At 60.3% G+C, this 13122-nt stretch carries 13 protein-coding genes; 5 read left to right on the top strand and 8 right to left on the bottom strand.

What is annotated here, in order from left to right:
* Window positions 1-36: 36 nt before the first annotated feature.
* The gene (locus RHIBUN_RS0117340; protein ID WP_025660486.1) at window positions 37-819 is read right to left on the bottom strand and encodes a response regulator transcription factor; all 783 of its coding nucleotides are present in this window, start codon (window positions 817-819) and stop codon (window positions 37-39) included.
* Between the two features lie 685 nt (window positions 820-1504).
* Here RHIBUN_RS0117340 and RHIBUN_RS0117345 point away from each other — a divergent pair.
* Window positions 1505-2317 carry a TIM barrel protein gene (locus tag RHIBUN_RS0117345; protein WP_025660487.1) on the top strand — a complete coding sequence of 271 codons (813 nt, stop codon included), beginning with the start codon at window positions 1505-1507 and terminating at the stop codon, window positions 2315-2317.
* Window positions 2318-2335: 18 nt separating this feature from the next.
* Here the strand turns inward: RHIBUN_RS0117345 and cobM are convergent, their stop codons facing one another.
* Together cobM and RHIBUN_RS0117355 are read right to left on the bottom strand one after the other, a co-directional pair.
* Window positions 2336-3097: a precorrin-4 C(11)-methyltransferase gene (gene cobM, locus RHIBUN_RS0117350; RefSeq protein ID WP_025660488.1), complete on the bottom strand. Its 762-nt coding sequence runs from the start codon at window positions 3095-3097 to the stop codon at window positions 2336-2338.
* A 10-nt stretch (window positions 3098-3107) separates the two neighbouring features.
* Window positions 3108-4340 carry a bifunctional cobalt-precorrin-7 (C(5))-methyltransferase/cobalt-precorrin-6B (C(15))-methyltransferase gene (locus RHIBUN_RS0117355; protein ID WP_025660489.1) on the bottom strand — a complete coding sequence of 411 codons (1233 nt, stop codon included), beginning with the start codon at window positions 4338-4340 and terminating at the stop codon, window positions 3108-3110.
* Between RHIBUN_RS0117355 and RHIBUN_RS0117360 the strand changes: the two genes are divergently transcribed.
* Complete coding sequence (locus RHIBUN_RS0117360; RefSeq protein ID WP_025660490.1) at window positions 4339-5109, top strand: cobalt-precorrin-6A reductase; 771 nt, start codon at window positions 4339-4341, stop codon at window positions 5107-5109. The genes RHIBUN_RS0117355 and RHIBUN_RS0117360 overlap by 2 nt on opposite strands.
* Here the strand turns inward: RHIBUN_RS0117360 and RHIBUN_RS0117365 are convergent.
* The 5 genes from RHIBUN_RS0117365 to cobF form a co-directional block, all read right to left on the bottom strand.
* Window positions 5073-5837 (bottom strand): precorrin-3B C(17)-methyltransferase, encoded by a 765-nt coding sequence (locus RHIBUN_RS0117365; protein WP_025660491.1) that lies wholly within the window; start codon window positions 5835-5837, stop codon window positions 5073-5075. The genes RHIBUN_RS0117360 and RHIBUN_RS0117365 overlap by 37 nt on opposite strands.
* Complete coding sequence (locus tag RHIBUN_RS0117370) at window positions 5834-6565, bottom strand: precorrin-2 C(20)-methyltransferase (RefSeq protein WP_025660492.1); 732 nt, start codon at window positions 6563-6565, stop codon at window positions 5834-5836. Before RHIBUN_RS0117370 ends, RHIBUN_RS0117365 begins: the two co-directional genes overlap by 4 nt.
* A complete protein-coding gene (locus tag RHIBUN_RS0117375) occupies window positions 6562-7194 on the bottom strand; it encodes a precorrin-8X methylmutase (RefSeq protein ID WP_025660493.1) in 633 nt (210 codons plus the stop codon). The genes RHIBUN_RS0117370 and RHIBUN_RS0117375 overlap by 4 nt, the downstream gene beginning before the upstream one ends.
* A gap of 2 nt (window positions 7195-7196) precedes the next feature.
* The gene (gene cobG, locus RHIBUN_RS0117380) at window positions 7197-8561 is read right to left on the bottom strand and encodes a precorrin-3B synthase (RefSeq protein ID WP_025660494.1); all 1365 of its coding nucleotides are present in this window, start codon (window positions 8559-8561) and stop codon (window positions 7197-7199) included.
* A 65-nt stretch (window positions 8562-8626) separates the two neighbouring features.
* Window positions 8627-9394: a precorrin-6A synthase (deacetylating) gene (gene cobF, locus RHIBUN_RS0117385; RefSeq protein WP_025660495.1), complete on the bottom strand. Its 768-nt coding sequence runs from the start codon at window positions 9392-9394 to the stop codon at window positions 8627-8629.
* A 196-nt stretch (window positions 9395-9590) separates the two neighbouring features.
* On the opposite strand from cobF, the gene repA reads away from it, so the two are divergent.
* The 3 genes from repA (at window position 9591) to RHIBUN_RS0117400 (ending at window position 13063) form a co-directional block, all read left to right on the top strand.
* On the top strand, window positions 9591-10787 hold the full coding sequence (gene repA, locus RHIBUN_RS0117390) for a plasmid partitioning protein RepA (protein WP_025660496.1): 1197 nt from the start codon (window positions 9591-9593) through the stop codon (window positions 10785-10787).
* The gene (repB, locus tag RHIBUN_RS0117395) at window positions 10784-11767 is read left to right on the top strand and encodes a plasmid partitioning protein RepB (RefSeq protein WP_025660497.1); all 984 of its coding nucleotides are present in this window, start codon (window positions 10784-10786) and stop codon (window positions 11765-11767) included. The genes repA and repB overlap by 4 nt, the downstream gene beginning before the upstream one ends.
* 168 nt (window positions 11768-11935) lie before the next feature.
* On the top strand, window positions 11936-13063 hold the full coding sequence (locus RHIBUN_RS0117400; RefSeq protein ID WP_025660498.1) for an RHE_PE00001 family protein: 1128 nt from the start codon (window positions 11936-11938) through the stop codon (window positions 13061-13063).
* Window positions 13064-13122 lie beyond the last annotated feature (59 nt).

Below are 13122 nucleotides of genomic sequence, written 5' to 3' on the forward strand. Positions count from 1 at the left end.
GATCGATCGAGCGTCGCTCGTTCAACTTGCTTCGGTTTACTGGAACATATCGTTGAGCTTGTAAGCAACTTCCGTTCGGTTCGTTGCCTTCAGCTTCTTCATGATGTTCCGGATGTGAACTTTGACCGTGCTCTCGCGCAGATTGAGTTCATAGGCGATGATCTTGTTCGCCTTTCCCTTTCGAAGCGCTTGTACGACCTCGGCTTGCCTCAGCGTAAAGATGCGCGTCAGCTCGTTTGGCCGCTGCGGCTTCTGGCTCATGTCGATCGAGGCAGTTTCTGCTGCAGACGGAGAAAAGCTGTTACCCGCGAGGATGAAGGTGCCGCCTGCAACCGCAAGAGCAAGCGCCTCGACGCATACCTCAATTCCGACGGACGTCGGTATGAAACCGCGCGCGCCGCATTGGAGCATCTTCAAGGTCTGGTTGAGGTCATCGCCATCGGCCAGGATAACGACCGGAGCCGGCGCAAGCTCTGAGGTGATCGTCGCGATTTCTTCGGACAGGGCCGCATCGTCGGCCTTCCGGCCGGCAATGTTGAGAAGGACCGCGCCGACGGGTCGGTTCGTATCCTTCTTGCGCTGCCACTCTGCAATCGAGCCGACGGCAATAGCACCCATGCTGAGGCCGTTCGCTTTCAAGGTCGTCGCAAGGCATTCGCGCTCGAGCGTTCTGGCGTCGATAATCAGCAGGCACTGATCATCGCCTTGCTCCCTTTCACTATGCTCGAGTTCCGTGCTTGCCTTGGAGAGTGTCGGTACAGGCCGGAGCCTGTTCAATGCGATTCTGCCACTTTCAAATTCCGAAGGTACGTAATTCATACTAGCCCTCATACCCTTTAGTGCTGGGGGACGGTACGCATCAAGTATACGCAATACTTTGCGACGGTCCCCTGAACGCTGTGATGATCCCCTTTAGTATGCATAAAGTAGAGATCCAACTTGCGCCCAACAACTATTTTGTGGATGTCGAATTTCTACTTTATCAAGAAGCTACATACATACATACTAATAAGCAATACAAAAATATTTCCAAAGGTTAACGCACGAAAGGCGCATATACAAATTTATACCTGTCTTTGTTAAATCTTGAAATTCAGTTTCACCAAAGGAAAAACGCAGTATTAAAAGCCCATCTCCTCTGAATGGCGTTAGAATAAAAATCCTGAATTATGTGACAGGCTGGATCGTTATTAACCAAAAATACGCCCGAAAATCGCATTTTATATATTCTTAAAGTCATTGGTTGTGCCTAAGTAACGGTTTAGTTTTCCAGTAATCGACGAATATACAGAGGGTGCTCTACTATTCTTATATGACGTTCGGTGCGCGCTCCCGACCGATATTGTTCCTGTGCTGCCGTGGTTGCCTCGCCATGAGGGGCATCTCTCATGGCTGGTCTATTTTCTGTCACGAATGAAAGGGCCTCGGGGCTCGCAGTGGATGGATCAGGGAGCCGATTGGGATAGAGAGTTGCCTAACACCTGGGTTTAGGAGGAGACCAAGTATGCCGCTCATTCGTTTTGCCCTCAACCATATGACGGCGCCATCATTGGCGATTGAAGATCTCTTTGCGTTGGCGACGTCGCTTGGCATTGATGCGGTTGAGATCCGCAACGATCTTGCGGGCAATGCGATCATCGATGGGACGTTGCCGGAGACTGTTGCCCAGGCCGCAGAGCACCACGGTCTGACCATCCTCTCGATCAATGCGCTGCAGCGCTTCAACGAGTGGAACGCCACCCGTGCGGGCGAAGCCCGAGAACTGATCGACTATGCCAAGGCTTGCGGCGCGCGTGCACTTGTCCTTGTCCCGAAAAACGATGGCACTGGTCGTGCCGATGGCGAGCGGCAGGAAAATCTCCGCCAGTCGCTGGCTGCATTGAAGCCGATGCTCGATGCAGCCGGGATCATGGGACTTGTCGAACCACTCGGCTTTGCGATCTGTTCGCTCCGGTCAAAGGCGGAGGCTGTTGAGGCAATCGACGCGGTGGCTGGACGATCGACATTCAAGCTCGTGCATGACACCTTCCATCACCACCTTGCCGGCGAAGAACAACTCTTCGCTGACTTGACCGGGCTGGTTCATATTTCCGGTGTCAGCGATCCTGCCGTCTCGATCGCGGAGATGCGCGATCCCCACCGTGTTCTGGTGGCGGCAGATGATCGCCTGAACAATGCCGGGCAAATGCGTGCCCTTATAGGGGCGGGCTACGCCGGACCGTTTTCCTTCGAACCGTTCGCGGCTACGGTACATGACCTCAAAGATCCGGCAAAGGCGCTGCGGGCGAGCATGGATTACCTTTCGGCTGAGGTCTGAGGCGCGCAGTCCCCTCCCCTATTTCCGGCCGCGAAAGCGTCGCTGGTAGGACGCATCATAGAGCGAGCTCTCGCGAAAGCCGCTGGCAGCAAGCGTCTGGCCGACGAAGATGATCGCCGTTCGCTCGATGGGCGCGGCGGCCAGCTTTTCCTCGATGTCACCAAGCGTCCCCCGGACGATCCTCTCATCCGGGCAGGACGCCTTGGCGACGATCGCAACCGGGCAGTCAGCGCCGTAGAGCGGTGTCAGTTCGGCAACAACCTGCTCCAGGGCATGAATGGCAAGGTGGATGGCGAGCGTGGAGCCGGTCGCTCCGAATCTCGCCAGAGTTTCCTCGTTCGGCATTGGGGATGCACGGCCGGAGACACGCGTGAGCACAAGGCTTTGCGCTACGGCTGGAATGGTCAGTTCCCTGCCAAGGCTTGCCGCTGCCGCTGCAAAGGCAGGCACGCCAGGCGTCATAGTATAGCCAATGTCGTGCTTTTCGAGCCGGCGGATCTGTTCGGCAACGGCACTCCAGACGGAAAGGTCGCCCGAATGCAATCGTGCAACGTCCTCCCCGGCTGCGGCGGCCCGCAGGTACTCGGCCTCGATTTCATCAAGCGACATCGGTGCCGTATCGATGATGCGTGCGCCGGGCGGGCAATATTGCAATAATTCCGGCGAGACGATCGAACCCGCGTAGAGACAAACGGGGCATTTGGCGATGAGGTCACGGCCGCGCACCGTAATCAGGTCCGCTGCCCCCGGCCCCGCGCCGATGAAATGCACTGTCGTCATTTGCTTTCTCTCACTTCTTTATAGAGCGCCATTGCGTGATGGGCATCGCCGGACGCCAACCGGTCATATCGCCAAGGGGCGCCGCGCGCGCTATTTCGATACGTGTCAATGTGCCGCCATGCTGCCGCTGCAACGAAAACAGCAGGGATTCCATTTCAAGGGTAACGGCATTGGCAACGAGACGCCCTCCCCTCTTCAACGCGTGAAGTGCTGCCTCGAGTACACCTTCCTCGCTGCCGCCGCCGCCAACGAAGACCGCGTCGGGCTCGGGCAGGTTCGCAAGCGCCTCCGGGGCGGTTGCCTCCACGATCGCAAGCCCGGGAACGCCAAAGGCAACCGCATTTCTTGCGATGCGCGCGGCTCGCTCACTCGATTGCTCGATGGCGACTGTGCGCAGTGACGGGTCGGCGAGCATCCATTCGATGCCGATCGAGCCGGATCCGGCGCCAATGTCCCAAAGCAGTTCACCATGGCGCGGACCCAAGGCTGCAAGCGTGATTGCACGGATCTCCTGTTTGGTGATCTGGCCGTCATGTTCAAAAAGCGCGTCGTCCAGCCCCGGTGTGAAGGCGATCGCTCGCGCCCCCTCCCCTGCCACGATTTCGATTGCGCAAACGTTCAGCGGGTCAATCTCTCCGAGGTCGAAGCGATCGGCACGCGCTGAGCGCTGCCGTTCGCGATCCCCGCCAAGCGCCTCAAGGACGTGCAGGCGGGATTCGCCGAAGCCCGTGACTCGAAGCAGCTCCGCAAGTTGCGCCGGCGTCTCGCCGTCTGACGTCAGTGCGATGATCCGCCTGCCGTGGTGCAGGTGTGGCCGGATCAAATCCAGCGGTCGGCCATGCAGCGAAACGGTCGCCGTCTCTTGCAGTGGCCAGCCAAGGCGCGAGGCAGCCAGGCTAAAGGAGGAAGGCGCCGGGATGACACGCATTTCCTCGGCACCTATGCGGCGCGACAGCGTCGCGCCAATACCATATAGAAATGGATCGCCGGAGCCGAGGACGACGACCGGTGAGCCCCGGAGTGCCACGACCGCGTCAATGGACGTCTCGAAAGGGCTTTCCCAGGCGAGCCTCTTGCCGGTGATGAGCCCGGCCGCTAGCGCATGATGCCGCTTGCCTCCGAAGACGACGGGCGCGGCAGCGATCAGCCGCTTCGCCTCGTCACCCAGTCCGGCTGGACCATCTTCGCCGATGCCGATAATAGTCAGCCAGCGTTGGCCGGGAGCGGAAGGCATTTCAGACATGGGCAAAATCCGCATCCTGATGCTCGGAGGCACTGGCGAAGCGCGCGCTCTCGCTGAAGCGCTTGAGGGCAGTGGCCGGTACGAGACCTTGCTCTCGCTTGCTGGTCGAACGGAGAAACCCTCCGATCAGCCAGTTCCGCTGCGCATAGGTGGTTTTGGTGGTGCCGAAGGTCTGGCCGCCTTTCTGCGGGATGGTGGTTTCGACCTTCTGATCGATGCAACGCATCCGTTCGCGGCTCGCATCTCCAGAAGTGCCAGTGAGGCCGCCGCTGCCACAGGCATACCCGCATTCGCCTTGCGCAGGCCAGAATGGATGGCTGAGCCGGGTGATCGGTGGACGCCGGTTGCGACCATCGCGGAAGCGATAGAGCGGCTTGGCCCCTCCCCTCGCCGGGTCTTCCTGGCAATCGGGCGCCAGGAAGCCCATCGCGCCGAAGCCGCCCCCCAACACTCTTACCTCGTTCGAAGTGTCGATCCTGTCGAGCCGCCGCTCGTTCTTCCCGACATCCAGCTCGTTCTCGATCGCGGCCCCTACTGTGTTGAAAGCGAAGTTTCGCTGCTCCGTACCCATCGCATCGATGCCCTTGTCACCAAGAACAGCGGCGGTTCGGCGACTTATGCGAAGATCCAGGCTGCACGCCAGCTCGGCATCGAAGTGTTCATGGTCGCGCGGGCGCCTGCCGCCACTATGGAGACGGTTGCCACTGTTGAAGCGATGCTGGCGGCGATCGATCACCTGTTTTCCCCTGCGATGAACCGCGGAGTGTAGACGAGGTCCGGCTTTCCGTCTCGAGTGATCACCTTTGTCTCGGGCGAACCGATGATGACACAGGTTGCCATATCAGCCGTCGTCGCGTCGGCTTCGGCAAGCGGCTGGACGGTGATGCGTTCGTCGGGGCGTCCTGCAGCTCTACCGAAAATCACTGGTGTCGTTGCCGGCAGGTCCGAGCGCAGCAAGTCAAACGCCTTGCCCAATTGCCAGGGCCGTGCCTTGCTGATCGGATTGTAGAGCGCAATGACGAAGCCCGCCTTTGCCGCCATCGCAAGACGGTTTTCTATTATATTCCAAGGCTTTAGGTTGTCAGACAGCGAAATGGCGCAGAAGTCGTGGCCAAGTGGCGCACCAATTCGAGCGGCGACCGCAAGCATGGCGGTAATCCCCGGCAGCACCGCGAGGTCGATCGTGCGCCATTCTTTCGGACCGTTGTCTATGGCCTCGCATACTGCGGCCGCCATCGCAAAGACTCCCGGATCTCCGCCGGACACGACACAAACGGTAGCGCCGGTTGCTGCCGCTCGCAGCGCGGCCGATGCCCGATCCAGCTCTTCCCGGTTATCGGAGGCCTGTCGCCGCTGATCGGATCTGAGGTTCAGCCGGTCGAGATAGGGTCCGTATCCATAGAACTCGGTTGCCTTAGAAACCGCCGCAGCCGCCTCCGGTGTCATTTGATCCGGATTGCCGGGACCGGTCCCGATCACGAAGAGCCTGCCGGTCATCGGCGAGACTCCCAGCCGGGCACGAGCACCAATGAAAAGTAGGGTGCGTCGCCGTCGGGCCGGTCTGCGAGTTTCGTCATCGCCGCATTGACCATGGTGCCTCGCTCGACATAGACGGCCTCGGCAAGGCGGCCGGATGCCTCCAGCGCGCGGCGGATCTTGGGAAGGTTGCGTCCGACCTTCATGATCACCGCGGCCTGTGTGTCTGACAGTCGGCGCTGTAGCTCGGCCTCCGCCATCGTACCAGGCAGTACGGAAAGCACGTCGTCTCCCTGAACGATCGGGAGGCCGGCGAGCGACCAGCATCCTGACATCGCACTGATCCCCGGGATCACCTCGGTTGGATAACGGTTCGCCAGGCGTACATGCAGATGCATGTAGGAACCATAGAACAGCGGGTCACCCTCGCTCAAGACGGCAACGGTGCGGCCCTCCTCCAGGTGAGCCGACACGGCGGCGGCCGCTTGATCGTAGAAGGCGGTAATCTGGTTTCGATAGGCCTCGTCCGTCTTTTCGACCTCGGTCGTCACCGGATAGTAGAGCGGCAGCAGCGTCTTTTCCGCGGTCAGGAGATGCTCGACGATCGCCTTGCCGTTGCCGCCCCTGCCCCGCTTGGCAAAATAGCCAACCACGTCCGCTGCCTCGATCGCCTTGACGGCCTTGACCGTCAGGAGTTCCGGGTCGCCGGGACCGGTGCCGACGCCAATGAGACGGCCAGGATTCGTCATAGCCCGGCCCTCGAAAGGGCATTTAGGGCGGCGGCCGTCATGGCGCTGCCGCCGAGACGGCCACGCACGATCGCGAACGGTACGCCATAGGAGTTTTCAGCCAGCGCATCCTTCGATTCGGCCGCACCAACGAAGCCGACCGGCATGCCGATGATCGCAGCCGGTTTCGGTGCGCCATCTCGAAGCAATTCAAGCAGATGGAAGAGGGCTGTCGGAGCATTCCCGATCGCAACGACGCTGCCTTTCAGCCGGTCCAGCCAAAGATGGAGCGCCGCTGCCGAGCGGGTATTGCCGTTCTGTTTCGCAAGCTCCGCGGTGCGCGGATCGTGCAGGGTGCAGAGCACGTCGTTTTGGGCGGGCAAGCGTGTCCGGGTGACACCGTGCGCCACCATTTCCGCATCGCAGAAGATCGGTGCGCCATCATGCAAGGCGGCGCGTGCGGCGCTGACGAAGCCTGGCGAGAACACGAAATGCTCTGCCGCCTCAACGAGCCCGCATGCGTGAATCATGCGCACGGCAATATCGGCTTCCTCGACAGAAAACCGTGAAAGGTCGGCTTCGCTGCGGATGATCGCAAAGGATCGCTCGTAGATGGCGTCCCCGCTGTGAATGTAGTCGTAGTCAGGCATTCCTATTCCTGTCGCAGCGCCTTTATGGCGTCGTGTTTGCCGATCCGTCTAAGGCAGGCGGCAGCCGATTCGCCAGCTTGTCTCTCGTTTTTGATGAGGCGAGCGAGTTTCTCTATAGCGGAATCGATATCGCCGCCAGCAATCTGTGCATCGGGAATGTCCCATGCCACGCCGTCCAACATGAGATGATAACCATCATCCGCGCCGACAACGCAAAGAGCGGGTCGCGGATGGGCGCAGCCCTTGGCGCAGCCGGAGAGGTGAACAGTCATCGAGCCGTCCAGCAGTTCCGGTGCTTTGGCGACCAATCTCTCGGCGCAGGCCTTGGTGTGAAAGCGGCCGGAAGCACAGGCGCCGGCGCCGGCACAAGTGGCGATATGCATCGACGGATCGTCGCCGTCGACTGACAGTCCGTATCCGGGCGCCATCTCCGCAACGGTTGCGGCCGACCGGCCGTCGAGCCCCACCAGGAAGAAAATGCGCCCAGGGCCAGGCCGGACTTGTGTTGCGCCCAGCGCTTCGGCTTGTTCAAGGAATGAAACAAGCTCGCTGGCATGCATCTGGCCGAAGCGCGGCCTGAGACCCAGGATTGCCGAACCGTCAGGCAAGGCGAGGGTGCCGAGCAGAGGATCTTTGCGCTTGGGCGCTCTTGCGGGCGTCATCGCTTCCATCGAAGGAAAGGCTACCAGTAGAGATTCACGCTCGATATCCCGGCACCGTTTGTGCCGGCCGAGCAAAACAAGCTGGCGAAGAAGCTCACCGACCGCCCGAACCGCTTCAGCCGCATTCCCCGCCAGCAACGGCAGCGCGGTTCGTTCGTCGCCGTTGATCGCAACCTGCCAGACACCAACAGAAACCGCGCTCACGCGAATGTCGCCGGTAACAGCAGCAAGGCCACCGCTGCCGCCGCCATCGAGCACGATCGACAGCTTCGGGGCCAGTAGCGGCGAAAGGAGCTCGGCAGCAAGTCCTTCGCGAAGCCTGGCTTCGATCTCGGCCGGATTCCCGATCTCGTCGGGTGCGATACCATGCAGCGGCGAGAGCTCGATGGCTGGGCCGGCGGGAACCGAGATAGCTGATGCCGCGAGATCGGCTGCGAGCGGCTGGACCGAGCCTGATCGAAGGCCGCGGATCTGCAGGCTGCCGCGTGCCGTGATCTCGACGATCCCGTTTCCGTGTTTTTCCGCGGCCTCGGCCAACCCAATGAATTGCCGGACAGTCAGAATGCCGCCGCTGGGGCGCAGCCGCGCCAGGAGGCCGTCGCCGGTTTGCATCGGTTCCAGCAGCGTCGGGCAGGCGCCACGGCGCTGCCAGGTCGAGGGGACCTCTTCCCGGCCGCTATGCGCCGTCTGTTTGCCCAATGTCATCACTGCCAGTCCCTTCGATTACGTCCCTATATAGCCGGCGTGATCATCGCAAAACCTGATCCGTGTCAAAGATCGTCGAAATCATGTCCCTTGCGAAGCAGATAGATATCCATGATCCAGCCGTGACGCGCCCGTGCTTCAGCCCGGAGCCTGACGATCTCCTCTGCAACGTCAACCAATCGGCCGGCCCTGGTAATCTCGTCCGGAGTTCCGAGATAAGCGCCCCAGAAGATTTCCGCGTCGGGGTCTTCGATTTTCGAGAAGGCGGTTTCGCCATCGAGCATCACGACTGTGCTCTCGGCCCGACTGCCTTGTTCGAGGAGACGTCGGCCCGTGGTGATTTCAAGCGGTTTTCCAACAATGTTGATCGGTATGCGGTGGCTTGCGGCGAGTGCCTGGACGCTCGTAATGCCCGGAATGACACTGAACTCGAAGGCGAGGGTGCCGGCTTGTCGGGCGCGCTCGAGGATGCGGATAGTGCTGTCATAGAGACTGGGGTCGCCCCAGACGAGGAACGCACCCTCGCCGGCTTCCGGCAGCTCTCCGATGAGGCGCACATAGGTCTCGGCAATGGCGGCATGCCATTCATCCACGCTCTCAAGATAAGTCCGGTCGGTGGTGGCGCGTTTCGGTACGGCAAATTCAATGATGGCGGTGCGGCTGTTTGTAACATATCGGCTGCAGATCTCCCGGCGCACGGCCGCAAGTCCTTCCTTTTCAGCGCCTTTCGTCGGAATGAAGATCGCATCGACGGCATTCATCGCGTTGATCGCCTGGACGGTCAGATGCTCGGGATTTCCTGTCCCGATGCCGATGATGTGGATATGACGCACGCCTTTTCCTCTTTGGTTCTATCCGTTTCTGGCGCAGCCAGCCTGTCTCCGCAAGGGGCAAGGCGAGAAGTTGGCCGCGGCCAACTTGGCAAAGGCCAGGATGGCGGTTGTTGTCGCGATTCGCGAATCATGGCATCTTCGATACGCTTTTTAGCGCGATGTTGATAGAAAAGCGCATTGATAGGGATCGGGTGTTTTGGACAACATTAGCGTATCGACGACGGACGTCCGCATCGAGCGGCACGCCAATCAACTTTCTCGCCAGCTGAAGCTCCTCCGCGAAAAGCTCTTCCCGCCATTGTCGCAAAAGACGTTGCGGACATTCACTTCAGGGGAAGCAGCGCAGATGATCGGCGTATCGGACGGATACCTGCGGCAGCTCTCACTCGACGGCAAGGGGCCGCAGCCGGAGCTCTCCGGAAACGGTCGGCGTTCCTATACGCTCGGCCAGATCAGCGAGTTGCGACAGCATATGGCCAGGATCAAGCCGAAGGACGCGTTGTCCTATCTGCCGTGGCGTCGGCCGGGTGAAAAGCTTCAGACGGTCGCGGTGACGAATTTCAAGGGCGGTTCAGCGAAAACCACGACAACGCTTTACCTCGCCCAGTATCTGGCGCTGAACGGCTATCGCGTGCTGGCAATCGACCTCGATCCACAGGCATCGCTATCGTCGATGCTTGGCGTCCAGCCGGAATTCGATCTCGCTGAGGGCGATACGCTATATGGTGCGATCCGTTATGACGGGAGCCGCCGCTCGCTGAAGGACGTGGTGCGCAAGACCTATTTCGACGGTCTGGATCTGGTGCCCGGAAATCTCGAATTGATGGAGTTCGAGCACGAGACGCCGCGCGCGCTCGGTGATCGCCAGCGGACCGGCGAGGTGTTCTTCCGGCGCGTCGGCGTTGCCATTTCTGAGGTTGAGGCCAACTACGATGTCGTCGTCATCGATTGCCCGCCACAGCTCGGCTATCTGACACTCGGTGCCGTCTGTGCGGCAACGTCGCTTCTCATCACCATCCACCCGCAGATGGTCGATGTGGCTTCGATGTCGCAATTCCTGCTCATGACCTCCGATTTGCTGTCGGTCGTACGCAAGGCAGGCGGCGATTTGCAGCATGACTTCATCAAGTACGTGGTCACGCGCCATGAGCCCTTCGATGCGCCGCAATCGCAGATCGTTGCGCTACTCCGCAACCTGTTTGGCGACGATGTCCTGACGGCGACCATCCTCAAGTCCACGGCGATCGCCGATGCCGGGCTGACGAAGCAGTCGCTCTATGAGATCGAGAGGGGCCAGGTCCGGCGTTCTACCTACGACAGAGCGCTGGAGTCGGTGAACGCCGCCAATGGTGAGGTGCTTGCCGGAATTCACAAGGCATGGGGCCGGACATGAGCAGACGAGATCGACTGAAGGGGCTGTTCGACGATACCGCACAGGAGTTGGCCGCGGCCAACCCGGAAGATGAAGCGCCCATGCGCGGTCCGGCCGGTCCGGTTCGCTCGATGGCGCTGACGCTCGGACGCATGGAAGAAGAGAGCAGGGCGATGCAGGAGGCGCTGCTGTCAGGCGAGCGCGTCGTCGAGCTCGATCCTGAACTCGTGGACATGTCCTTCGTCAGGGATCGTCTTGCCGACCTGCCGCAGGATCTCGCCGATGAGCTGGTGCGCTCGATCGAGGAAAATGGGCAGGAGGTCCCTATTCTCGTTCGCCAACATCCTGACGACGATGCGCGTTACCAGGTGGTCTACGGCCATCGGCGTCTCCAGGCGCTGCGACTGCTTGGGCGCAAGGTACAGGCGATCATCAGGACGCTCGACGATGTTGATGTCGTCATTGCACAAGGTATCGAGAACTCTGCGAGGCGCAACCTGTCCTATGTCGAGCGGGCCGTCTTTGCCTTCAATCTCGAGAGCAAGGGCTTCGAGCGATCCGTCATCATGAAGGCGCTTTCAACCGACAAGACGGAATTGTCGAAATTGATCTCGGTCGCCAGGACGATCCCGATGGAGGTGATCAGAGCGATCGGTGCGGCGCCGGCTGCCGGACGGCGCAAATGGATTGCCCTTGCGCAAGGTTGGACGAATGCGACGACCTCGCGCCTGCGCAAGCTCCTTGGCTCCACTGAGTTCGCCGATCAGGACAGCGATCGACGCTTCGAGCTCGTTGTCGCCGAACTGGCAAGGAAGCCGGAGCGGCAAGCGGTGAGCGAGTATGAATGGGCTCCGAAGCAGCCGGGCAAGATCAAGGGCCGTATCAAGAGCGCCGGTGATTCGTTCACCATCACGCTGAAGACGGGCGATGCAGCAGACTTTGGCGACTATATTTCGCGCCACCTCGACGATCTCTACGACGCGTTCAGGGGCGGAAAATAACCTTCCGAGGCCGACGACAGCACTGAACCTGCCAATAAGCTCTGGATCCTCAGTATCAGGCGAGAATTTAGTCGTCCGGCGATTTGAATGTGCTCTCCACTCATGTCATACATGACGGAAGTTAACGGTCATTTGGGTTCCGTTGCGGGGAAATCGAAATAGCTAACAATGCGCTATGAAATCGACAGTCCTTTGCTGGTCAGTCTGTTGCCGACGATTGTAGAGGCCGAAGATGGCCTGGCGAGGCTCGATGAGCGTGCGGCACGCGCAGCGATCGCTGAAGGCTTTGCCGAGCGCCGGAATTTTTTTGATGCGGTCGGTGCTCTGTGGGTCGCAGGCGAGCTGGTTCACGTCGAGGACCTTGTCCTGCATGACGCACATATGGACACACGAACGCCAAGCCACGAGTTGACGATTGCCCATTCGATCCTGCGCGCACGACGGCGCATCTGGACGGCAGCGCCGGATTGGGCCTTGAGCGGTTCAGGATTGTCGATCCTCGGCGGCGACACTCAAGGGGAGGGGGCTGCTCCAGAAACCAGGAGCGCAAAGGCGTTGGTCGAAGACGACGATGCCGAACATGAAGCAGATGCGCTTCTCTCTGCTGAACTGGCCGAGATTGATGCGATCCTGGAGAGATCGCAGCGGCTATTGGACAGCCATGGCAGTCCTGGTGCGCCGGAGGCGCCTGACCGCGTTCGCGAGAAGCGGAGCGACGACCCTCTCGGTCTCTTCGACGATGAAGAATGGGATGAGGCGGCGCGCCTTCGCGCGTGGCGCAAGACCATTTCGATCGCCGACAGCCTGCCCCCAGCGCTTGGTGCGGCCTTACTGTTTGATGCGTGGGAACGGATGGAGCCACTTCGTCGTCAGCATTGGCTTGGTGGGCTTCTTGTTGCGAGCTATCTGCGCGCCCGCGGCAAAGTCACATCGCACCTTTTCGCCTTCTATGCCGGCCTCAAGACGGTACGCTATGAGCGACGACGTTCGCGCGATCGCTTGACGCGACTTCAGGCCTTCCTTGAAGCGATGGCGGAAAGCGCGGCTGCGGGCTTGAAGGAAATGGACCGGCTTTCGCTGGCGCGCACACAGATGGAAATCCGCTTCAGGGATCGTCGCTCGAACAGCAGCCTGCCGCAGCTTGCGGATTTTGTCCTGTCGCGGCCGATGGTTTCCTCGGCAATGGTGGCCCGCGAGTTGCGAATAACGAGCCGTGGCGCGCTCAATCTGCTGAATGATATCGGCATCCGGGAAATCACCGGGCGAGGGCGCTACCGCGCCTGGGGCATCATCTGATCTTCGAAGAAACGAAAGCGGCCGGGCGTGGAGACCCGGCCGCTGTCGTTAGTGAGCAC

Source organism: Rhizobium sp. IBUN, from assembly GCF_000510625.1.
Taxonomy (GTDB): domain Bacteria; phylum Pseudomonadota; class Alphaproteobacteria; order Rhizobiales; family Rhizobiaceae; genus Rhizobium; species Rhizobium altiplani.

What these genes read in the sequence shown, in the direction of transcription:
- RHIBUN_RS0117375 (WP_025660493.1), bottom strand. Translation starts at nt 7,194, where the DNA reads ATGCCTGACTACGACTACATTCACAGCGGGGACGCCATCTACGAGCGA.
- RHIBUN_RS0117400 (WP_025660498.1), top strand. Translation starts at nt 11,936, where the DNA reads ATGCGCTATGAAATCGACAGTCCTTTGCTGGTCAGTCTGTTGCCGACG.
- repB (WP_025660497.1), top strand. Translation starts at nt 10,784, where the DNA reads ATGAGCAGACGAGATCGACTGAAGGGGCTGTTCGACGATACCGCACAG.
- RHIBUN_RS0117370 (WP_025660492.1), bottom strand. Translation starts at nt 6,565, where the DNA reads ATGACGAATCCTGGCCGTCTCATTGGCGTCGGCACCGGTCCCGGCGAC.
- RHIBUN_RS0117365 (WP_025660491.1), bottom strand. Translation starts at nt 5,837, where the DNA reads ATGACCGGCAGGCTCTTCGTGATCGGGACCGGTCCCGGCAATCCGGAT.
- RHIBUN_RS0117355 (WP_025660489.1), bottom strand. Translation starts at nt 4,340, where the DNA reads ATGTCTGAAATGCCTTCCGCTCCCGGCCAACGCTGGCTGACTATTATC.
- RHIBUN_RS0117345 (WP_025660487.1), top strand. Translation starts at nt 1,505, where the DNA reads ATGCCGCTCATTCGTTTTGCCCTCAACCATATGACGGCGCCATCATTG.
- RHIBUN_RS0117360 (WP_025660490.1), top strand. Translation starts at nt 4,339, where the DNA reads ATGGGCAAAATCCGCATCCTGATGCTCGGAGGCACTGGCGAAGCGCGC.
- RHIBUN_RS0117340 (WP_025660486.1), bottom strand. Translation starts at nt 819, where the DNA reads ATGAATTACGTACCTTCGGAATTTGAAAGTGGCAGAATCGCATTGAAC.
- cobG (WP_025660494.1), bottom strand. Translation starts at nt 8,561, where the DNA reads ATGACATTGGGCAAACAGACGGCGCATAGCGGCCGGGAAGAGGTCCCC.
- cobM (WP_025660488.1), bottom strand. Translation starts at nt 3,097, where the DNA reads ATGACGACAGTGCATTTCATCGGCGCGGGGCCGGGGGCAGCGGACCTG.